Below are 20540 nucleotides of genomic sequence, written 5' to 3'. Positions count from 1 at the left end.
GCCCCCGGATGCCAAGACCCCCCAACGTCATCCCATCTCCCTCACCTTTGGGCAACACCTACGCATTACCCCATCCATGATTGAAACATGGACATCTAAAGGGGAAGACCCCCCTGTCGTAGCAACTCAATTAATCCGTGACGCGGTGGCATCTCTTTAACAATAGGGGGGAATCATTCAACTGTGTCGTGCCCGAACATGACATCTGCCCCCAAACATCAGGCAACAGAAAAGAGAAAAGCATGCTCAACACATGAGCCAGAGTAAAAAGGCAGAAACTGTCCTTAATTTCTTAAGGAACTAGGGACGCTCGACATTCTTCCTCCTCACAAATCATATGCGACCGGCCAGCGAGAGCGCGGGTTTTGTCGACACAAAAGAAACAATCTTTTACTTGGGAATCGAAGGAAGCTCGAAATGACTTCCATCCAGACCAGACGGCTCTTTACCTGAAAGAGGCTTGGCCAATAGCCCATGCAACCGGGAAATTGGTAGATTCCAGTCTGCCTTTAAATCCGCAGATTCCTGATAGAGCAGGCGAGCCTTCTGTAGCTCCCCCTTCCGTTCTTCAAACAGGCCGAGATGATATGCAACCCGCCATCGAGGCGCCCCGAGTCGTTCGGCCACCGCCAATTGAGTCCTGGCTTCTTCCAGTCGCCCGGAAAGAAACAGGGTGGCCGCATACACCTCCCGGAGCTGAGCATGGTCAGGAGACAGATCCATGCGCTGTTTCAGGAAGGTAAGGGCGAACGGGAGATTCCCTTCTTCCAGAGCAATCCGTGCTCGTAACACCGCCGCATCCGGATGCACTTTGGCCAAATTCAAAATGGATGAGAGCCGTTCCGAGGCTTTCGCAAAATCCTTGTCCTCATAGGCCAGAACAGCCGTCGTCATCAAAGAAGGAATGTGGTTGGGACACACAAACGCAATTCTTTCGATTTCACGGTGCAGCGCACGGCAACGATCCATTCCCCGGGCATCGCGGTTGCATCCGCCAGGAGTCGATCGGGCTTTCTCCAGCAAATCCCAGGCTTCGGCCAGTTGAAGATCGGGTACCGCGCAAGCCGTTTCGTATTGATTTCGAAGATAAGGGGCATCGGCGCATGCCGAACAGACAAGCAGACCAACTATCAACCCACAGGCAGACCACACCTTCACGTCGACTCCTCTTCTGTGTAGGGCCTCACAGGCCAGACCATCACCGAATCCCTCCCGTTATCCCGCTCACAAGGTCCACCAGTTGATGTAACGAGGGGCCAAGCGTGGACACAAATATTCCCGGAAGAAAGCAGAGAATGAGCGGAACCACCATTTTGACGGGAAGGGCTTGCGCAAGCATTAAGGCCTGCTCCCGGCGACGGTTACGGAGATCGTCGGCCTGACGGCGAAGCGTCGTGGCAATACTTGCCCCAACCTGTTCGCTTTGAATCAGTGCGGAAATCAGGAACGAGACGGAAGTCACTTCCAAACGGGAGGCCAGCCGTCGAAGACCCTGCAATCTGGACACACCCAGTTGCAGCTCTCGATGGTAAGTACGAAACTCCTGCGACAAAGGCCTGGTGCGAAACTGTGCCTCGAGAATTTTATCCAAGGCCGCATCAAAACTCAGCCCCCCTTCTGTCAGCGTGGCCAACAATTCCAGCATCAAGGGAAGATCATGGTCGACATCCATAACCCGTTGGCGACGGGACGCACGAACCATCAGCAATGGAATACTGGCTAACAGGGAAAGCACAATCCAGGGGCCCGCATAGGCCACGGAAACAAAAGCCTCCCCGATTCCTCCGGGAATACCCTGCAGTGGCACCACCATCACATCGACCACGCCAGCCCGGTTCATAGCATACGCACTCGCAATTCCCAGGGCTAGCGCTCCTCCGGTAAGTCCCATAAAAACCACGGGCGCCAATCGTCCGCGGTACCCCGCCAAAAACAACCACCGGCGCAGCCACCAATCGGAGCGTGCCCGTCCGAGATCCAGAACAGAACGTTCCGACCCCAGAGTGTCCCGCACCCGCTCAACACTCCGGTGACGACGTGCCCAAGAAACCATCCCGAACAAGAGCAGAAGGAGCGCAACAAACATTCCCGCCCAGGGCGTCAGAATGACTGATGCCACAATCGCGACAATAATCAGGCTGAAATACCACATACGATCCATGACGAGCTCACCTAAAATTTGACCTGACTGATCCGGTTAATCCACACGATGCCCAACGCTTGCAATCCGATAGCGGCTCCCGCCAGCAAGGATCCAATATCACTATTGAAAAAATTCTCAAGCGGGCGAGGATTCGCCCTCCACATGATGAACGTCAACACATAGGATATGACCAATACCCCGATCACCGAGGCTTTAGCCTCTACGGCTTGCGTCCGAATACGCCGGGAGAGTTCAATCCGGTCCCGAATTGTCCTTCCCACAACGGACAAGGTGGGGGCCAGACTCCCTCCCGTCCACCACTGGGCCGAGAGCGTCAGCGAAAACAGTTGAAAGGTTTCTAACGGGACCCGCTCTCCTAATTCTCGAACTGCGGATGCGGGGTTTTCTCCCAGACGGATTTTCCGCACAAGGTTATCCAAATACGGCCGCAGAGGCGCGGCAGACTCCTGTCGGGCGGTATCCAGCGCCTTGGGGAGAGATAACCCCGCCTGTAAGGCTCCCACCATCAGATCGATCGAATCGGCCAATTGGGTTTCAATGCGGCTCAAGCGCTTGCCGGCAATAATAGACTCCAATAAAAATCCTAGCACGCCAACCATCAGCCCTGCGGCTCCGGCAAATGGGGCAGAGAAATCCGCGAAATAAAATAGGCCAACACTCGCCCCCACCCCTAGACAGGCGGGAATGATCCGATAGCGGGGAGGGAATACGTGGCGGACCGACCGGCCGGTCTGAGGGGATTCCCGCCCTGCCCCATCCTGCGCAAGCCTGGCCTGAGTGGCCATTCGAAAAGAGAAGTTTCTCCACCACCAAACGCACAGCCCGACAATCAGACCAATCGCCATCAACCCCGCAAATTCACGCAAACCCATGGGGATCTCTTCCTCCGGTAAACAGGGACAGGGGAATGTCCATATGCTGCTCACGCAATTCTTCAACCACTCTTGGAACGATACCGGTCGGCACAAATTCTCCGGCCACACGCTTTCCTCGAAACCCTCGCCGCCGGAACTGAAAGATGTCCTGCATAAGAGGGGTCAGGCCTTCCATGCCGGTCATTTCCGCAATCGTTTCGATCCGGCGCACGCCGTCTTCATACCGCCGGACCTGAATAATAAGATGAAGGGCAGAAACCATTTGCTCTCGAATGGCGCGGGAAGGCAATTCCGTGCCCGCAAAAAGCACCATGGTTTCCAACCGCGACAACGCATCACGAGGAGAATTGGCGTGGACCGTGCTCATGCTGCCTTCATGACCGGTATTCATAGCTTGCAACATATCCAGGGCTTCCGGCCCACGAACCTCCCCGACGATGATCCGGTCCGGCCGCATCCGTAAGGCATTCACCACCAGATCCCTGGCTATAATCCGCCCTTTGCCCTCGATATTCGGCTGGCGGGTTTCCATCCGGACCACATGTTCCTGATCCAGGTGCAATTCCGCGGTATCTTCAATCGTAATGATGCGCTCGTGAAAGGGAATAGCCTCCGACAACGCCCCCAACAGGGTGGATTTCCCAGCCCCCGTTCCACCCGAAATCAGAAGATTTTTTTTGCCACGAACGACCAGTTCCAGAAACGTCGCCATATCCGGCGACAGCGTTCCCAGCCCCAGGAGATCATTCCGCCGTAGCCGACGGACGCCAAACCGTCGAATGGAGAGGGTCGGCCCATCGATCGTCGCCGGAGGCAGAGTGGCATTGACCCGCGTGCCATCGGCCAGACGTAGATCCACCATTGGAGAGGCCGTATCCACCCTCCGGCCCATTTGCGCCGCAATCCGCTCGATCACCCGAATCACATGATCGTCGCCCAGAAACTGAACGTCAGTTTTTTCCAACCGGCCATACCGCTCCACATAGACTGACTGGTGGCCGTTGACAAGAACATCCGTCACAGCCGGATCGGCCAACAACGGAGTCAAGGGCCCCAAGCCAATGGCTTCCTCGGTCAATTCTTCAGCCAGCCGTCCCTGCTCCGCCTGATTTAAGGGAATGTGTTCCGATTCTAAAATCCGCGCGGTAAACTCCTTCACCACGGCCGATACATCATCATGATTAAGTCCAGCGGCCAAATGTTCTCCGATTTCATTCAGAAGTCGCTCCTGAAGGGCGCTTTTAATTGACAGATAATCGGCATGCTTGACTCGCGCCAATGGATCATCCAGCAATGCTTCGTCTTTGACCACGTTCATCGCCGGACGTTTCAGCGCAGCCTTGAGCCTCGAGGCCGTATCCGCACTCAATGATTTGCCAAACGGAACGGGCGGCCGGCTCTCTGAGGACGAAGGTAATGGGAAATCCTGTTCGCTCATGGTAAGGGAACGGTCAGGCCGGCTCCTCGTTCATCATGTTCGCCAAGTGATCAATTTCCGCGGCAACGGCCCGGTCCGCTAACTGCTCAATTTCCCCAACCAACAGATGTGCGCTACGTCCAAACCCGAAGTATCGGGTAGCCTGGAGCACATACGGCTCCCCGAGATTGGCGCAGGTTAACAGTTTCTTTTGATAGGGAAAGACAAAATGAAATTCTCGCATCAACCGCTCCTCAATCTCCGTTTGCGTCAAATTTCCGGCAAAATTCCGGTAATTCTGGTTCAGAACCAAACGCTGACGCTCGACCGGACATCCAAGCCCCTCTAAAATCGGAAGCAGTTTGGCCGTGCCAATGACATTGGGCGCCGTTCCCTGCATCACGACATAAGTGAAGGTGGACAGATCCAACACCGTCATCACGACACTATCCAACATGGGAAACGTATCAACCACCACGTACCTGAAAGTCCGCCGCGCTAAATTCAAAATACGATACATGGATTCTTCGTCCACCTCAGAGGCTTCGGCCGCATTCCCCGGCGCGGCCAGAAGCGCCAACCCGCACGAATGAGACACGGTCAATTCGCGAAGCAACGTCTCATCAAGACGTCCTTTTTCACGAACTGCGTCCACAATGGTCGTTCGGGGATTCAGATCAAGCATTACCGCAGCAACGCCCAACTGCAAGGACGCATCCACCAGCAACACCTGGCCGGGATGGCGACTGGCCAGCAAACACGCCATATTGACTGAAATCGTCGATTTCCCCACTCCCCCTTTATTGCTGACAAACGAGACGATATGGCCGAGCGGGGACAGGCTGGATTTGGTCTTTCCCTGCACGAAAACCCGGTCGAGGACCTGTCGAATTTCGGTGCTGGAGAGCGGGTGCCGGAGGAAATCCTGAATACGCGCACGGACGCCTTCAAGAATAAACGCACTTTCCGATTGATCGGATTCAAAAAGATCGGGCTTGTACAAGCCGGCGATAGCGGTTTCCGGCAACATCTGAGACACATCGATCGTAAACTCCTTCAACCCGCGAAGATCTCCATTCATCTCGACACAAATCAATTGAGGCCGGCGGTTCCTGGCCAGCTCTTCCGCCTGGCGGAATGACTCGGCATAAACCGTGACGCATCGGTAATTACCCACCCCCTGAAGCGCGGAATCAAATTCCACGCGGAGTCCAGGGGATTTCCCTACCACGAGGATATGAAGATTCGTTTCCATTACACGTTCAATCCTTAACGAACCAGCGCCGGAGCCAGCAGGGCTCCCTCTTCCTGAATGTCACGATTAACTTGAAACAACAATGCCAATTCGGGTTTCGGCAGAAGAGGAAATGCAGGCAGGAGAGTGACGGTGGCATTTTCTACAGCCACTTGACCCGGTCGCCTGATAATCTGTACCGAACCGGGCGCGGTGCCAGTCATTTCAACCCGTGCAAATCCTACCACCCGTTCCGTCCCCAAAAAATCTTCGTAGAGAGGTGCATACCCGTCGATCGTCACCTGTCCCCCCTCAGGAAATTGAGCAAGAACAGGTTCGCCAATGCTCGTGATCGGAAGGAGAAACCGGCCGATTGCCGTGGACCCGACCGCCACGACCCCTGAAGAATCCACAGTACCCGAACCGGGAACATCCACCACCAGGGAATCCCGCCAGGCTGCACGGGCAAGACCAAATGGGGCAACACCCAGACGGGGAGGCTCGGACAAGATATCCGGCAGACCCACGCCTCGAACAGGGCGGGCATCGGCAATCGCGGTCGCCCGCACGGTTACGCCCGTAAAACGAATTCCAGGCGAATCGATTTGGGCCTGGAGAGGCGAGCCAAGTCCTAACAGCAGCGGCAGGGTCGGGCCGGCCGAACTCACTCCCGGCACATTATCGACGCCAGCCTGACCTTGAAAGGGTTCCGGTTTCATGGAACGCCGCAATCGCACGAGAAAGGCATCGGCCGTCGGGCTGGCGTTCACTTCAGCCGGGACGAAATCGATCCTGGTATAATTTGCACATTCCCTGCGCGGGGCTTCCACCGAACAACCAGGATCGGGAATCCCAAACGTCCCGCTGACCATATCGCCATGTCGGGCATTGGCTTCATCATTCCATTGCAACCTCGGTTTGTAGACGGGGGCCGACCGAACGTCTACTGTCTGCATCGCATTGAGGTCGGTTTGTCCTCCAGTCAGGAACACATCAGGCCCCGCACCAAACTGCAGGAGATCGTCGGTCAGATCAAAATCATCATCATACGTCCATGCGGCCAGCTGGCTCACCGCCACCCGGCGGTTCAGATCACTGGCAACCGGATCCTCTGGGGCCACATCACGCAGACGCAAGCCTTCCTCCGCACCGGCATCTGCAACATTTTGCATTTGCACTCTGGTGAGATTGACATACCCCCAATCGATCACTAACGAACCAATACCCAGCATTCCCCATACCAGCAAGACGAAGAGCACCAACATGGCCTGACATTCCCAAAGCGTAACTCGTCGCGTTCACGCATGAACGCGCATCATGTATAACATCGCACTATTTCTCCTGATCCGACGCAACAGGCACAGTAATGAATTCCCGTTCTCCCGATCCGTTCAAGGTTTCCACAAACGTGAGCGAAGAATTCGTATTTTCATCTTTTGAAATTCCGCCAGACGCCTTCCCTAAAGCCAACGTATTCCCAAAGGGGCTCCAGGGTTGGGATTCCGGTGTCTCGCTGTCCCTGGGATCGTCCGGATGTCCTGAACGAGGAATGGTCGTAATCTCGGCCTTCACGGCCACGGCTTCGGTCAATGACGCCACTTCTTCCGGGTCCACCGCGATGACGATTTCTTGAACAGGCTTCTTTTTGACCACAAGACCCTGGGTCAGCGTATTCATCGAGAGAGGAATTTCCCGGGTCGTCAACGGTTGAACCAGCACACCGTTTTGCACCAGCACCCGCACGGTGGCTTGTTTTGCCCAATTATGTAAATTCGCCTGGAGCGCTAATTGTTGACCATAGACTCCTCCCATGGTCAATGATTTATCCTTCCCATCCGCGTCGATCGGCATTGTCGCGATAAGGTCGAAGCGATCTCCGGGATTCAGGCCATATAACCCGCTGACCTGACCGGCTTCGACCCGCACCGCCCGCTTTCCTGGGGGAATCCCCCCGACTAACCCAGGACGGGAACCACGCGGCAGAAAATCGACTTCCGTGAAAACATATCCGGCAGGCTTCTCTCGCCCAAGGACACGACCGAGAATGTCCGTTAAATCGGTTTTCATTGCCTCGGTCACCTGTTCAGGGGGAAGCAGCACAACAGACAGCTGCCCTTTCCCGGCATTCCATACATGTTGACGGTTCAATTGGGTGAATGCCGGAACGGCTTGCGCGCTGACTGGAACGGCAATCAGCCCCTCCGTGGAAGGCGCACAATCCACTCCGAACCAGCATGGGTTCACAAGGCCGGACACCCACAACCCCCCAAGAATCACGACAACCATGCCCGCCAGAAAAAACGGGGACGACACAAATCTGACCCACGGCGATCGAGGATGAAACCCGGCAGTTTTCATAAGAACACCTCCCGCCTGGAAATGGCTTGGGCGGAAAGTAGCTTCCTGTAGGGCCTGAGCGTTTCACCGCCAAAAGCCAATTGTCCTCCCAGTCCGAAACGTCCGCCGTACACGCCTACTTCAGGCAAGTCACCAACCCCAAATGGAGTTCCGCGCGACGGAGCATTTATGGAATCGTCGACGCTTTCATCGTCCGCTTGAATGCGATTGGCCAGGTTCGGTTCAAACGGGCCTCCCGGACCCTGCTGAAACCCGCTCAACATCGCCGCTTGAAACGGATAATTGATGCGAACCGCCACCAGACCCCGTTGAGGAGGCGGATTCTCGGGGTCAAGTGGCACCAGACTGAAAGAGCCGTTCGTGATTTCTTCAAGAACCGGAACCCACCGAATGGCTTCCACGCCCTCCGCCCCGCGGGATTCCACCCGTGGAATTCCCACTCCCAAACCACTCGGAGCCAAAGGATCATTTAAAAGCGCACCGGGAAACCTCAGCAATCGACGGCTGGAACCCTGAATGTCAGCCTGTTCGAAAATCATGAGCGGCCTCAACATTTTATTGACCATCGGCAACTGATCCAGAAACGATTGAAATGCCACATCGTCATCGCCAAACGCGTCGAGATCGATGACCAGCAAGGCCGGATCGAATACCTGAGCCATGACCGTTGGATCCTCCAACGCTTGCTCAAAAGTCATGGCGGCGGGAAGCGGGACCAATGACAATTCCCTGGCGGCCACACGGGCAGCATCCTGGAGCACTTGAGCGGCAAAGACCATTCTTCCGATGTCCACAACCAACGCAACCAGCACATAGAACACCAACGACAGAAAGGCAAATTCAATGAGTACCCCGCCACGTTGTGATGCAACCTGACCAAAGGATGGATGAGCCTTTGTCATCAAGGCTTTTACACTCCACTTCACAAGCCTTTCTCCGCAGGTGCCGGCCATGACTTGAATTCCCAAGCCGGCCGATAGTCGGTGAGAGCGGGAAAAGCCCAGAGGCCCACCTCGGGAATCGGCTCCCTCATAATGACAGGATGGATGACAATAACCAGTTCAACCTCTTCGTCGTTTTGCGTAAACCGTCGAAACAACCAACCCAACCCCGGGATATCACGAACTCCAGGAATAAAGTCCTGCTGATCTGATTTGTCACGCGAGAGGAGGCCTCCAATCAGGATGGCCTGGCCATCCTGCATGCGTGCGCTCGTCTGCATGGACCGGTTTTTGAATGCTGTCGTGGGTTGATTGGTTCCAGTGGCCTCTTCAATGCCCGCCGTCAAGGTCAAATCAGGTGTCACCACTTGCGGAACCACATCGATCGTCAGATCCCCGTCTTCTCCCACCAGCGGGCGAACACGGAGGGAGATCCCGAATTCACGAAACGTGACAAACTGAAAAACCCCTGCCGCACCAGTGGTCTCTCCACCGCCGAAAAACGGGGAAAATGCCTGCTCAATCGGGACTTCTCCTCCAACCAGAAAGGCTGCAATTTCTCCAGACAGCACGGTGAGCGAAGGAGAAGACAGGCTTCGCGCCAAATCCAGTCTCTCCAAAAACGTGAAGACTGATCGAATGGCAAACTCGCCGCTTCGAATAAACGTGTCGGCTACAAGCGTACCGGTCAGAAAGCCCAAAATGTTTCGAGCTCCGGACTCGGGAGCCGCCCCGAAATTATCAAAGGTCCCCACAAAATCCGAGCCATAGGATCGCAGTTTTGTCCGATTGACTTCATAGAGTTTGATGTTGACCCGAATTTGCGGAAGATCCGTCACATGAAGAAAAGAAATAATGCGCCCATTGGCCGCTTCGATCACTTTGGCCCGGCCCAGATTCGATTGCACCCGGTTACTGATGCGCCCCGACGTACCTGCCCCTCCAAATAGCTGGCCAATTCCACCGCCGCCCCCACCAATCATCATTCGCCCTTGCTGCCCTTGCTGCCCACCTTGCTGTTGTCCTAGTCGACCGGCCAACGCCCCCGCTTCATCCCCCACCACGCGAATACTATGTCGCGTGGCGCCGTGGCCGGTCAGCATTCGGGAACCCACCTCCAGCACACGCAAGAGGGCCACTTGATTTTTCACCGACCCCTCCAGGACAAAGACATCCTGCTCATCATCACGCACAATACCTCGTTTGACTCGCCGCACCGTCACCTGCTCACCCCCAAGATTCCGAATTGCCTCTTGCATGCGCTCCTCGGGAGTAGCCGGCAACGTATCCAATTGAATCAGATTGATAATGGTGCCGCCGACAGGGATGGCCCCCGCGACTTCAAGGTGGGCTGGGGAATCGCCTGATGAGGAATCGCCATCTCCCTCATCATCCGACGAATCGGATGGTCTCGAGGATTGACTCGGCCCTCCGGGCTGAGATTGATTTGCCGGCTGCCCGCCGGAACTTTGCACAAAGGGCCCCTGACCTGACTTCCTTTCTCCCCTTCTGGCATTCAGATATTTCTGCGCGATTCCTTCCGCCGCCTGGGAATAGGTCGCATCAGGCACCTTTCCGGTCAGAACTATGGCATCACGGTCCGGAGCGCTGGTCACGCCGATACTGGGATGAACATTATGCAAGGCCGCATGCAGAACGGAAAGATCCAACTGCACATTGCATTGATAATGACGAATCGCTCCTGACTGAAGCCAGACAATGACCGAGGTGCGTCCTGGCCGCTGACCAAGAAACAAGATTTCCTTATTGTTAATCAGCTGAGCCGAAACGATTGACGTATCGCCCACCGCAACCCGCTGCACCGGATCATCAATCAACACACGTCGATGTTGAGCCACAATCACGCGCAAAGGGATAGGAGATTCAGGGTATTTTTTCAGGGCTAGTGTATTTGGGGATACTTTCGAAGAGGCCGTTTGCGCGATTGCGGCGGGAAGAAGAAGCAGGAAGATCAGGCTAACCAGCAGGCTCATGCGCCGGACATTCAGATAGCCCTGATTGGCAGGCTTTGGCAATCCGGCTGGATTATCTTTCATTTTGGTCATTATACCCTCGTTCATTTACACACCGGCTCTATCTTGCTCCAGGCTCAATCCGCTCTTCCCTCACATCTCCTGCAAGGGCGTGTATGGTCCGACTGTAAAGGTCTTATAGGAGATTACTTCGCTCGCCCACGAGGTGATTCTTCTGGACTGTCAGAGTCATCCAATGAACGGCTATTTTTTACCAATGGACGGCTCAAACAAAAAGCCTTCACGGCCTGGCTCGACCGGGAAGGCTTTTCACTCGCGTGCACGCACAAACCCTTGGGAGCTTACTCAGCTTGAGCTTCGACAACCAATGTCGAAATACTCGTAGTGGTCCCAAGATTATTTCCTAGCCGTTCGGTGCCGGCGTTGGCAACAATGCCGTCAATATCCAAGGCAATGGCATTGCCACCAGGTCCTTGACCTTCTGCGGTTTCAATAATCTTTCCGCTAACCATCGGGGCATTGTCATCAGTATGCGCACCTGGGAGCACGGCCGCGACCGCGGCCATCATATCCGTGGTTTTGTGGCCGAATACCGCCACGGCGGCCGCTCCGATTAAGGCAATTCCCGCGACGAGGAGGCTATATTCCACCAACGCCGCGCCTGCTTGACTACGTAACTTTTTAAACATGGGAAAACCCTCCTTTAAGTAATATTGACACCTCATGCGCCCTTCTGGGGCCAAAGAGGACAAATCCTCCCTCGAGCGTCCGGGCACTCGCCTGAGACTTACGATATCCGGAAATCTGTCAGTGAACAGGCTCATCGGCATTCCATAAGCTGCGATTTCGAATATTGGGCCTATGGTAAAGGCGCGATGAATGTATTCCCCACTCTTTTTTTACGAACGGTCATATAGTTTTCATGAACAGATGATTGCCGAAATTACCGATGAAAGCAGAGAGCAGGAAAAACGGTGAGAGAGCGAACCACAAGCTCGAGCTCTTGCAAAATCTGATGCCGCAAAAATCGGGACCCGCTTCAGCGCGGCGCGAGCGATTGAGCAGTGAGTGTTCGCCAACGGCACAATTCCTTTTTTTGTGCAGCAAGAGGTTTCGGTCGAGCCGTTGAGCGTTGAGACGGCGGGAAACTGGTAGTGAGTGCTTGATGAAATGTACGCAAACGGCAGCCCAGCTCGATAGGGGAATGCTCCCTTGGCCAATTTAGGAAGTGCCAACAAGAACCATCGTTTGGATACACAAATGGTTAAAGTGCTGCAACGCAGGGGTCGAGGGCGACCGTCCAAATTCCTCCTGAGCGGGGAACGAGGCAAGGGAGCAGACCTGCATACGCACCGTCTTCAGTGGACAGCGCACGGCCGAATATGCCTCGGTGGTCGATGGGTGCAGCGACGCCTTTGGCATACGCGGAAGAGAGCTCCTGGCCAACCTGACGACACTATGGTCTACATGGAGACGGCAAAAAAATGAATCCGAGACAATCAGACGGCGACAACAAACCTGAAAGGGAGAGAGGAATGTTCAGCAGGGCTTGATATCCGAGTGAGTTTTGTCCACAGCGTGAGTCAATACATGAATGGGCATCTTTTGGCTTGAACCGCAGAAAGTCTTCCCGGCCTGACTCGACCGGGAAGGCTTTTCACTCGCGTGCATGCACAAACCCTTGGGAGCTTACTCAGCTTGAGCTTCGACAACCAATGTCGAAATACTCGTAGTGGTCCCAAGATTATTTCCTAGCCGTTCGGTGCCGGCGTTGGCAACAATGCCGTCAATATCCAAGGCAATGGCATTGCCACCAGGTCCTTGACCTTCTGCGGTTTCAATAATCTTTCCGCTAACCATCGGGGCATTGTCATCAGTATGCGCACCTGGGAGCACGGCCGCGACCGCGGCCATCATATCCGTGGTTTTGTGGCCGAATACCGCCACGGCGGCCGCTCCGATTAAGGCAATTCCCGCGACGAGGAGGCTATATTCCACCAACGCCGCGCCTGCTTGACTACGTAACTTTTTAAACATGGGAAAACCCTCCTTTAAGTAATATTGACACCTCATGCGCCCTTCTGGGGCCAAAGAGGACAAATCCTCCCTCGAGCGTCCGGGCACTCGCCTGAGACTTACGATATCCGGAAATCTGTCAGTGAACAGGCTCATCGGCATTCCATAAGCTGCGATTTCGAATATTGGGCCTATGGTAAAGGCGCGATGAATGTATTCCCCACTCTTTTTTTACGAACAGTCATATAGTTTCATGAGCGGTTGATTGGCCTGAATGAATGGATTACGCCAGAGGGGAAGGGAAAACCGGCGAGGGACCAATCCGCAAGGCAGGCTTCTTACAACCTCAAGATTTGGTGCCGTAGAAATCGTGACTGACTGCGACTGACCCTGAGTTGTTGGGTATTGGTCAAAGTGACGACATACGACCCTCCCGGCATAGTGGCCACCCGGTTGATCGTCTCCACATTGACCAGAGTCCCGCGACCCAATCGCACGAACCGCCTGGGGTCCAGCCTGGCCTCAAGCGCCTTGAGCCGGTGGCTGATGGTATGCCGTTCCTTTCGAAGCGTGGTGATATGCATCAACTCTCCATCCGAGACGATAGAGGCAATCTGATTGACCGGCAGGAAAATGATCTCTTCTTTCTTTTTGATCGGGAGACGGTCAATGTAATCCGAATTCTCCGGAGAGGCGCCTTCCTTGCCGCGCGGTCGAGCTTCCAATTCATTCGCCATGACATCATCCCGTTCCAAACGCTCCTTTGCCCGTTTGATGGTTTTCCGCAGTCGTGTGCGATCGACCGGTTTCAACAAGTAATCGATGGCCTCGATATCGAACGCCTCAATGGCATATTCATTGTGCGCCGTGACAAACGCAATCAACGGAATATGCCCTTTTTTGATGGCTCTGACCATGGAAAGTCCATCCAACCCAGGCATTTGGAGATCAAGCAATGCCAGATCGGGTTGTTCCCGTTGAATTAAGCTGATCGCCTCCTCACCGTTCTCGGCCTCTCCCACAATGTCGACATCATCTAGGCTCTTCAAGGTCGTCGTCAGAAATGACCGTGCCGGCCGCTCATCATCAACAACAATGACCCGGATTTTCCCGCTCATTCTTTCACTCCCTGGCCGGAATGAAGGCATTCGGATTCTTCTGCCAGGAGATCGCTTGAACCAACAAGAGGAATACGGATATGGACAATCGTGCCAAGCTTCGGGTTCCGATGCATGGATAACGTGGCATGATCGCCATAATGTAATTGCAAACGTTTCTTGATATTGGCCAACCCGATTCCAGCTCCCCAGGAGGCCTCCTGCCCCTTGTCTGACGGCCCATGTCCCGTATCCTGCACCTGAATCACAAGTTCACGAGTTATCCATGCTCCATGACCATTTTCGTTTTCCCGCTGCTCCACTGCAGCCTCGATTTTAATGACCCCTCCCTTGGCACACTTTTGAATGCCGTGTTTCACCGCATTTTCCACCAGTGGTTGCAACACCAGCGCCGGCACCGGTAGATCTCGTAAATTTGACGGCACATTGACTTGATAGGCCAACCGCCGTTCGAAACGCGCCTGTTCAATCATGAGATAGGCCTGGACTAAATCTACTTCCTGGCCCAAGGTGGAAAAATCCCCTTCAAGACGCTTCAGCACGCCTCTCAGCAACTCCGTCAGCCGCATGAGCGTGTCCAGCGCCCGCGTCGGTGCCGTTTGAATGAGATAGCCAATGGTGGTCAAGGCATTAAATAAAAAGTGAGGATTCAGTTGTGTGCGAAGAGCCCGGAGTTCCGCCTCAATGGTGAGCTTTCTCATTTCCTGTTCCCGAATGGCAACGGCACAGCGCTCATGGGCCGAACGCACCGCATCGATCCTTCTGGCAATGATATGCGCCACGGCTTCCAACAGGAACAGGTCGTCCGAAAGCAATCGCCTTCGATGAAGAAACCCCTGGATCACCAGAACGTATTGAGGCAATTCCATCGTCGGAATAAACACAAGGAATTCTTCTCCGCAAGACCGGGACAAGGAAGGCCCTCTGCTCCCCTTTCTCACCAGGCTTCCAACGGCGATCGTTCGACTCGCCGGAGATTCTTCCACACGATCCCCGTCGAACAAGCCGACCTGACCCGGCCATTCAGGCCCGGCCTCGCCCTCCAGGCTCCAAGGCCTCCAGATGACCTTCATGGCCAACAGAGCAGGCTGGAGTAACGCGCCGGCACGGGACAAAATCCGGTCGGGCTCTTCCTCCTGATTAACAGCGATTGCCACCTCCTGCCTGAGCTGCTCGTAGTCCGGTCGCCGCAACACCACGACATCCACCAGCCAAATCACCGCTTTGCGTAATTGGGGATAGGCCAGCGCAGTGATGATCCAAAGAGCAAAAAAAACACCAAGCCGGGATAGGTTGGCCATTTCATTGTCTGCGTCGAGCCGTAACACCGGAATCCCAACAGTGATCAATGCACCAAGAGTCACCAGAGCCAACACCAAAAAAGATAACGCCCGCTTCAAGAAAATGTCTCCGAGAGCAAATCGGTAATCCTGATAGAGAATGGCCAGGGCCAACAGGAGGTTGGCATGATGACCGACAAGCTCCATGCCCCAGGAATATTCCCCGGTTTCATGCTGACTGAAAGGAAGAACCGCAATGGCCAATCCCGAGAGAACGACGATTCCTCCCATATAATCCAACCCATCCGCCCGTACCCTGACAGCAAGGAGCCAGATCAGAAGCACGAGAAAGCCCCAGACCATGACCTGGAGCGCTGTTCCGGACATGCTCCCCGATTCCCCGATCAGAGCGGCATGAAGGTGCATCAGAGATGCCCACCCGCTCAACAAAAACCCGGCTGCGGAAATCGTTCGGCGAATCCAGAAAGGCAGGCCCATGGGCTGCGTTTCAACCATAGCCAGAACAACGACAGCGGGAAGAAACCCCAATGCGGAGACTGCCAACGCGTACAACACCGGAAGCGGTGCGGTCAGGTGTAAATTCGGAAGCAGAAAGGCCAGCAGGGCTCCAACATTCCACAGCAAGCCTAATATAGCCGTCCAACATGCAAGCCATCTGGGTGATTGAGCAGAGAGTTCGCTCTGACTCTTTTGGGCCGACTCCTGCAACGCCCGGAAAACCAGCCATAACAACATGGCATACAAGATCATGCCGATGGCGTACCCGCTGACATGCGCGATAAACGAGACGGAGAAATCGGACACCTCAGTCAACATAGCCCTGTTCCATGACATCCATTTCCTTTCCTTCCCAAAATTGGCGCCCCATCATAGACCCGATAGATTTTTTCCACGAAGCTATCCTGACGAGTGGTCGTTTTAACCAATCAGTGGTCGTTTAATCCCGGTATTGTGGCCATGGTTTCCGGATCATTCCCTTTGTCCACTCTCAAGCTACGCCCCCATTACGCCGAAAATACCCATATGGCCTCAGTCGCCACCTCTACAGATCAACCCTGAGAACACACACGATGATGACTGTCTTTCTAACATTGCTGCTCATCTTTTCTATCGTGAAGCCGCCCCTTGCCTGTGGAATGGTCGGCATCGTCTTTATTCACACCAGCCTCCAATTACGCCGGCTCCGGCACCTGTCATCCTCCTATCTGGATCGTCAACTATCTGCCTAATAGCCTAAATCTCGCGACGCGGGATGAAGACGTTAGAGCAGAGACGCCCGAGATCCCGATATCGACAGAACGAAGCTCCGCGTCTATCCACAATGCCGGAAAGACATCAAAGCTATTGGCAGCTTTTCGAAATACGGGTTAAGAAATTCTGGAAATTACGATTGGGGAGGAGCTCGAGGTGAACAGGAGGAAATAACGGGCTGGTTATTGAAACATGAGGGTGCTTGGACCACCACATCGCCGGATCGGGACAAACAAAGCCATGAAGAATTCACATCGAACGACAGGGAACCTGTCGTCTGAATATGTACCCAATCACAGAGATCGTAATCCGAGTGGGCATGGCCGGCGAGGTCTGCCCCGGCCAGGACATGCTGGACGCCCAATGCCGAAGAAAGGGGCAGGATAGCCAGGATGATGGCAAGAAGAAATCCAATAATTTGGTGTTGTGTTTTCATGAAATTCAATAATAGAGCAATCAAGGCACTTTAACCAAGGCACTTGAAGTATTTCAATTCATCGGCGACTGTATCTAGAGGCGGATCCGACCCTTTCCACCTGATGCGTGGTACTGCTTGGCAGTTAGTAAAAACAGCCACGGCTTAGGGGAATATGCTCAGGAAGTCCCCGACGCAGTTCGTTTTCGAGCCTATGGTGTAATCAGGTGTATGTGGCAGGGTCTTGGCGGAGGGCTAATTCATCGCTGGGGTTAGCATAATGCTCCGCATGGATCTTAATCCCCTCATTCTCTGGCTGCCAGCAACCTTACCGAAAAAGGACACAATTCCCGCACAGAAACAGTGCCCTGTGTTTATTGCTCATGTTGAGGGCAGCCTACGCAACGGCAGAGCCGCCGGTTCCAAAATCCAGCCCATGCGATAACACTTGCCCCCGTAATATCCAGGGCGATCTCTCCGGGACTTTGGTGATCCATCCACACACGCGAGATCAACAACAACCCCACACCGATTCCGGATACGCAAGCAGGCCGCTTGTCACGATGAACGGAATAGGTGGTCAACAATCCGAATCCTGCCAGAAGCCCGATCGCTCCAAGGAACAGCCATTCTGTACGTTCACCAAACATCATTTCCAGAATCCCATTCCATTCCCCGGACGAATGCGCAAGAATGAAGGGCAAACTTAACAGCACTATCGGCGTGAGGGCACAATGGATGGCGCAAACCAAAGAGGCCAGAGACCCGATCCTTGAAAGATGAAGACCAAAGGATGTCATGGCTTCATTGACAGTCGGGGCACAAGCCGTTGAATTCTAAAGACTGGTCATTCACGAGGAAACTGGTCTTACTTTTAATAAGGAATTTAAGTCGTTTCAACGAAGGAAGACAAAGCGATTCAATTCTTCCGCATTTCTGACAACGCACATGGTAGGAGAGAGCACGACCATCCCGCCATTCATAGCGGAATTGCCCCTCCTGGGCAAACGCCAATTGCGCCACCAATCCCAGCCGGGACAGTACCGCTAAAATCCGGTATACCGTGACCCGATCGATAGATACATGATCTCCCTGCAATCGCCTAAACACCTCCAAGGCACTCAAAGGATGCTCGGCTCTTTGTAGCACCTGCAGAACCGCCTGCCTCGGGCGGGTGAACCGGTAACCCGCTGTCCGTAAGGCTTCTTTATACGTTTTTTGGAACCCGCTCACTTTCATCGCATTCAATTAACGGTTCCCCGTCCATCGATTCATAAAAAACGGAAGCCTAATGAAAAAAATTTTCATCTGCATGAAAATAAAAATGGATGGTCATTTACGGCCGACCATCTGCCAATCCACCTCACTTTCCAACGACATGAATTAGCGATACAAGCCAGAGCCGGATCAAGTCCGGTACAGAGGACCCGATACCATGTAGAGATGGTGAGCGCAGTGCTGAAGCATTCCTTCATCATGTGCTCAGGTAAACCATCCCCCAATGGGAAATCCGTTCTGCCGTTATCATGAAATAAACCCTCCGCCCTCCTAACACAGGAAGAATTGATGAACACAACATTTGAAGACAAGCTTGCACGTGCGGGAATGACCGCCTCATTCCTTTGCGCCATCGAATGCTCATTGACGCCCTTCGCAGCGTTAGTTCTTCCCCTTGTCGTCGGATCACAGCCTGAAATCTCATCCCGCTTCCTTCCGGAGACCGCGCACACCCTCGACTGGATCCTTATGGGAATCGTGGGTTGCCTGGCCCTGGGAAGCCAAATACTCACCATCCCTCGCCATCGAAAACCGGCCCCGCTCACCCTGTCAGGAATAGGATTTCTCTTAATGCTATATGGTCGCGTTGGGTGGGAAGACGATCAGGCTGGCGAATCCCTGTTCATGATCAGCGGCGCAGTTGTGTTGGTTGGTGCGGGGTGGCTGAATCGACGGTTACATCACCAAGGCTGCAGACTTCATACACATACCTGTTCGACCGGGGACAAGCCTGCGTCACACCAGCCTCTTCCTGTGCCCCACACCCATCCGTCAATCGGTGACTTCCCTGCCCCAGGAAAGAATGAGTGTTCATGAATTGGTCTGATCCGTCAGGCCGGAGAAAAAAGGAAGATTCGTTCCTAAGAATGTCCTTAAATCAGCTATGATTTTTGCGTGGAAACGTACACCTGTTCACGGCAAACACCTGCCTCCACGCATAGGGGCTTAAGACCGTAATAAAAATCCCTTCTCCCTCGCGGGTCATCCAAACCACAAAAAAATTTCCGTTTTCGGAAAGTTCCGTTTCCAACCCCAATTCAGACAAGGCAGAAGAGTTGTGTGGGCGCTATCGACTTGATAGTGCCTCATACAGCAGGGCATTGGGTTGAATTCATGCTGTCTTTTGAATTTCAGAGCATCATTTTTTCTTACGATGGATGGTGCGTTCGACAATCGTGGCCACAGCCCTGAATTCCCAATCCCCCTCCAAAGATATTTTTTTGGGTAGCGGGAGGAGCCTGCGATCCCGCTGGAGGATTGGCAACGGCATGACCGTACGCCACAATATCCGCTGCCGCAGAAAATGTGGACATCACCCGCTCCAGTGGGGCTCCGCATTCCTGACATTCGGAGACAGGAGAGTCAGACATGTTCTGCCAAAAGGAGAACCTCTTGGAACAAAAGAGCGATTGAAGACAATAGGAAGCTTGATATTCGTAAATGGGCATAAAGTCTCTCCTTATCCGTCAATAATCAATGATTTGAAAGCACTTCTTGCCTGTTAGGTTTGCCTAAGATTCCAAATTCCGTGCGCCTCCAGGCATCATCGGGAGACCGCAAGAAAAAAGGCAACCGAACATTCCCGGCCAGCTTCCTCCTAACTCGATCATAATCAATCATCAACAGGAATCTGACGAACGGATTGAATAAACATTGTAAGGTCAGCCACGACGAATGAAGCGTCATAACTCTTTCAACGCATCCTGCCTCACCATGACCTTTAAACATCTTGCGCCTTTTTCCCATTTAGAGAGGATTCTACCAATGAAAAAAAAACAGCTCATAGTGATTGTTGCTCCGGCACCGGAAAAACACCTGTGGCAATTGGCGACAATCCTTTGACAATCATTCCAGATTTTTCTAAGGTGGGATGTGAAATTTCTCTGGAAGGACGGGTTCACAATTAATACAAGGAGGCATCATGAGCGACCATCGTATTCATGACAAACATCCCCACACACACGGTCCCGATTGTGGCCATACCGTTATCCGACACGAGAACCATCAGGATTACCTTCATGATGGGCATCTTCATTTTGTCCACAACGATCACGTCGATGAGCATACCTTAGCAGTCGGTGGAGTTAATCCGGCTAGCTGCACTCCTGACCATTCGTGCGATACCCATGACTCTCAGCACCGGCATGGACCCTCCTGCGGACATGAAACCATTCCGCA

Annotated in this window: 20 protein-coding genes; 3 read left to right on the top strand and 17 right to left on the bottom strand. The window is 53.7% G+C overall.

The annotated features are described in order from the left end of the window. Positions 1 to 390: 390 nt before the first annotated feature. The 13 genes from AAH187_RS15090 to AAH187_RS15030 form a co-directional block, all read right to left on the bottom strand. Positions 391 to 1158: a hypothetical protein gene (locus AAH187_RS15090; RefSeq protein ID WP_342349297.1), complete on the bottom strand. Its 768-nt coding sequence runs from the start codon at positions 1156 to 1158 to the stop codon at positions 391 to 393. A 40-nt stretch (positions 1159 to 1198) separates the two neighbouring features. After that, positions 1199 to 2161 carry a type II secretion system F family protein gene (locus AAH187_RS15085; RefSeq protein ID WP_342349296.1) on the bottom strand — a complete coding sequence of 321 codons (963 nt, stop codon included), beginning with the start codon at positions 2159 to 2161 and terminating at the stop codon, positions 1199 to 1201. 11 nt (positions 2162 to 2172) lie between these two features. Continuing rightward, positions 2173 to 3036: a type II secretion system F family protein gene (locus AAH187_RS15080; RefSeq protein ID WP_342349295.1), complete on the bottom strand. Its 864-nt coding sequence runs from the start codon at positions 3034 to 3036 to the stop codon at positions 2173 to 2175. Continuing rightward, positions 3023 to 4408: a CpaF family protein gene (locus tag AAH187_RS15075; protein ID WP_342349294.1), complete on the bottom strand. Its 1386-nt coding sequence runs from the start codon at positions 4406 to 4408 to the stop codon at positions 3023 to 3025. The genes AAH187_RS15080 and AAH187_RS15075 overlap by 14 nt, the downstream gene beginning before the upstream one ends. A gap of 82 nt (positions 4409 to 4490) precedes the next feature. Continuing rightward, positions 4491 to 5711 (bottom strand): AAA family ATPase, encoded by a 1221-nt coding sequence (locus tag AAH187_RS15070; RefSeq protein WP_342349293.1) that lies wholly within the window; start codon positions 5709 to 5711, stop codon positions 4491 to 4493. Positions 5712 to 5725: 14 nt separating this feature from the next. Beyond that, positions 5726 to 6955: a pilus assembly protein TadG-related protein gene (locus tag AAH187_RS15065; protein WP_342349292.1), complete on the bottom strand. Its 1230-nt coding sequence runs from the start codon at positions 6953 to 6955 to the stop codon at positions 5726 to 5728. 67 nt (positions 6956 to 7022) lie between these two features. Beyond that, positions 7023 to 8048, bottom strand: a complete 1026-nt coding sequence (locus AAH187_RS15060) for a hypothetical protein (RefSeq protein WP_342349291.1) — start codon at positions 8046 to 8048, stop codon at positions 7023 to 7025. After that, a complete protein-coding gene (locus tag AAH187_RS15055; protein WP_342349290.1) occupies positions 8045 to 8974 on the bottom strand; it encodes a TadE family protein in 930 nt (309 codons plus the stop codon). The genes AAH187_RS15060 and AAH187_RS15055 overlap by 4 nt, the downstream gene beginning before the upstream one ends. Further along, positions 8971 to 11055, bottom strand: coding sequence for a pilus assembly protein N-terminal domain-containing protein (locus AAH187_RS15050; RefSeq protein WP_342349289.1), 2085 nt, complete (start codon positions 11053 to 11055; stop codon positions 8971 to 8973). Before AAH187_RS15050 ends, AAH187_RS15055 begins: the two co-directional genes overlap by 4 nt. A 269-nt stretch (positions 11056 to 11324) precedes the next feature. Then, entirely contained in the window at positions 11325 to 11672 is a 348-nt protein-coding gene (locus AAH187_RS15045) for a hypothetical protein (protein ID WP_342349288.1), read from the bottom strand. A 1000-nt stretch (positions 11673 to 12672) separates the two neighbouring features. Continuing rightward, positions 12673 to 13020, bottom strand: a complete 348-nt coding sequence (locus tag AAH187_RS15040) for a hypothetical protein (RefSeq protein ID WP_342349288.1) — start codon at positions 13018 to 13020, stop codon at positions 12673 to 12675. 317 nt (positions 13021 to 13337) lie between these two features. Beyond that, complete coding sequence (locus AAH187_RS15035) at positions 13338 to 14117, bottom strand: LytTR family DNA-binding domain-containing protein (protein ID WP_342349287.1); 780 nt, start codon at positions 14115 to 14117, stop codon at positions 13338 to 13340. After that, a complete protein-coding gene (locus tag AAH187_RS15030; protein ID WP_342349286.1) occupies positions 14114 to 16234 on the bottom strand; it encodes a histidine kinase in 2121 nt (706 codons plus the stop codon). Before AAH187_RS15030 ends, AAH187_RS15035 begins: the two co-directional genes overlap by 4 nt. Before the next feature lie 254 nt (positions 16235 to 16488). On the opposite strand from AAH187_RS15030, the gene AAH187_RS15025 reads away from it, so the two are divergent. Next, positions 16489 to 16647: a hypothetical protein gene (locus tag AAH187_RS15025; protein ID WP_342349285.1), complete on the top strand. Its 159-nt coding sequence runs from the start codon at positions 16489 to 16491 to the stop codon at positions 16645 to 16647. Positions 16648 to 16802: 155 nt separating this feature from the next. Here AAH187_RS15025 and AAH187_RS15020 read toward each other — a convergent pair whose 3' ends face one another. The 3 genes from AAH187_RS15020 to AAH187_RS15010 all read right to left on the bottom strand — a co-directional run bounded on the left by AAH187_RS15020 (position 16803) and on the right by AAH187_RS15010 (position 18323). Continuing rightward, entirely contained in the window at positions 16803 to 17105 is a 303-nt protein-coding gene (locus tag AAH187_RS15020; RefSeq protein ID WP_342349284.1) for a hypothetical protein, read from the bottom strand. Between the two features lie 353 nt (positions 17106 to 17458). After that, on the bottom strand, positions 17459 to 17884 hold the full coding sequence (locus AAH187_RS15015; RefSeq protein ID WP_342349283.1) for a MerC domain-containing protein: 426 nt from the start codon (positions 17882 to 17884) through the stop codon (positions 17459 to 17461). 4 nt (positions 17885 to 17888) lie between these two features. After that, positions 17889 to 18323 (bottom strand): Fur family transcriptional regulator, encoded by a 435-nt coding sequence (locus AAH187_RS15010; protein ID WP_342349298.1) that lies wholly within the window; start codon positions 18321 to 18323, stop codon positions 17889 to 17891. Positions 18324 to 18650: 327 nt separating this feature from the next. Between AAH187_RS15010 and AAH187_RS15005 the strand changes: the two genes are divergently transcribed. Further along, complete coding sequence (locus AAH187_RS15005; protein ID WP_342349282.1) at positions 18651 to 19178, top strand: MerC domain-containing protein; 528 nt, start codon at positions 18651 to 18653, stop codon at positions 19176 to 19178. A gap of 332 nt (positions 19179 to 19510) precedes the next feature. Here AAH187_RS15005 and AAH187_RS15000 read toward each other — a convergent pair whose 3' ends face one another. Next, positions 19511 to 19810, bottom strand: a complete 300-nt coding sequence (locus AAH187_RS15000; RefSeq protein ID WP_342349281.1) for a zinc ribbon domain-containing protein — start codon at positions 19808 to 19810, stop codon at positions 19511 to 19513. Positions 19811 to 20283: 473 nt separating this feature from the next. Here AAH187_RS15000 and AAH187_RS14995 point away from each other — a divergent pair. After that, positions 20284 to 20540 (top strand): hypothetical protein (locus AAH187_RS14995; RefSeq protein ID WP_342349280.1); only part of this gene is annotated, 257 nt, incomplete at its 3' end.

Source organism: uncultured Nitrospira sp., from assembly GCA_902500695.1.
Lineage (GTDB): Bacteria > Nitrospirota > Nitrospiria > Nitrospirales > UBA8639 > Nitrospira_E.
The sequence above is the reverse complement of the archived record's forward strand: the minus strand, read 5'-3'. Positions and strand labels throughout refer to the sequence as shown.

Coding starts and splice junctions, on each gene's coding strand:
- AAH187_RS15085 (WP_342349296.1), bottom strand. CDS start 2,161: ATGGATCGTATGTGGTATTTCAGCCTGATTATTGTCGCGATTGTGGCA.
- AAH187_RS15080 (WP_342349295.1), bottom strand. CDS start 3,036: ATGGGTTTGCGTGAATTTGCGGGGTTGATGGCGATTGGTCTGATTGTC.
- AAH187_RS15070 (WP_342349293.1), bottom strand. CDS start 5,711: ATGGAAACGAATCTTCATATCCTCGTGGTAGGGAAATCCCCTGGACTC.
- AAH187_RS15065 (WP_342349292.1), bottom strand. CDS start 6,955: ATGTTGGTGCTCTTCGTCTTGCTGGTATGGGGAATGCTGGGTATTGGT.
- AAH187_RS15060 (WP_342349291.1), bottom strand. CDS start 8,048: ATGAAAACTGCCGGGTTTCATCCTCGATCGCCGTGGGTCAGATTTGTG.
- AAH187_RS15050 (WP_342349289.1), bottom strand. CDS start 11,055: ATGACCAAAATGAAAGATAATCCAGCCGGATTGCCAAAGCCTGCCAAT.
- AAH187_RS15045 (WP_342349288.1), bottom strand. CDS start 11,672: ATGTTTAAAAAGTTACGTAGTCAAGCAGGCGCGGCGTTGGTGGAATAT.
- AAH187_RS15040 (WP_342349288.1), bottom strand. CDS start 13,020: ATGTTTAAAAAGTTACGTAGTCAAGCAGGCGCGGCGTTGGTGGAATAT.
- AAH187_RS15035 (WP_342349287.1), bottom strand. CDS start 14,117: ATGAGCGGGAAAATCCGGGTCATTGTTGTTGATGATGAGCGGCCGGCA.
- AAH187_RS15030 (WP_342349286.1), bottom strand. CDS start 16,234: ATGTTGACTGAGGTGTCCGATTTCTCCGTCTCGTTTATCGCGCATGTC.
- AAH187_RS15025 (WP_342349285.1), top strand. CDS start 16,489: ATGATGACTGTCTTTCTAACATTGCTGCTCATCTTTTCTATCGTGAAG.
- AAH187_RS15020 (WP_342349284.1), bottom strand. CDS start 17,105: ATGAAAACACAACACCAAATTATTGGATTTCTTCTTGCCATCATCCTG.
- AAH187_RS15015 (WP_342349283.1), bottom strand. CDS start 17,884: ATGACATCCTTTGGTCTTCATCTTTCAAGGATCGGGTCTCTGGCCTCT.
- AAH187_RS15010 (WP_342349298.1), bottom strand. CDS start 18,323: ATGAAAGTGAGCGGGTTCCAAAAAACGTATAAAGAAGCCTTACGGACA.
- AAH187_RS15005 (WP_342349282.1), top strand. CDS start 18,651: ATGAACACAACATTTGAAGACAAGCTTGCACGTGCGGGAATGACCGCC.
- AAH187_RS15000 (WP_342349281.1), bottom strand. CDS start 19,810: ATGCCCATTTACGAATATCAAGCTTCCTATTGTCTTCAATCGCTCTTT.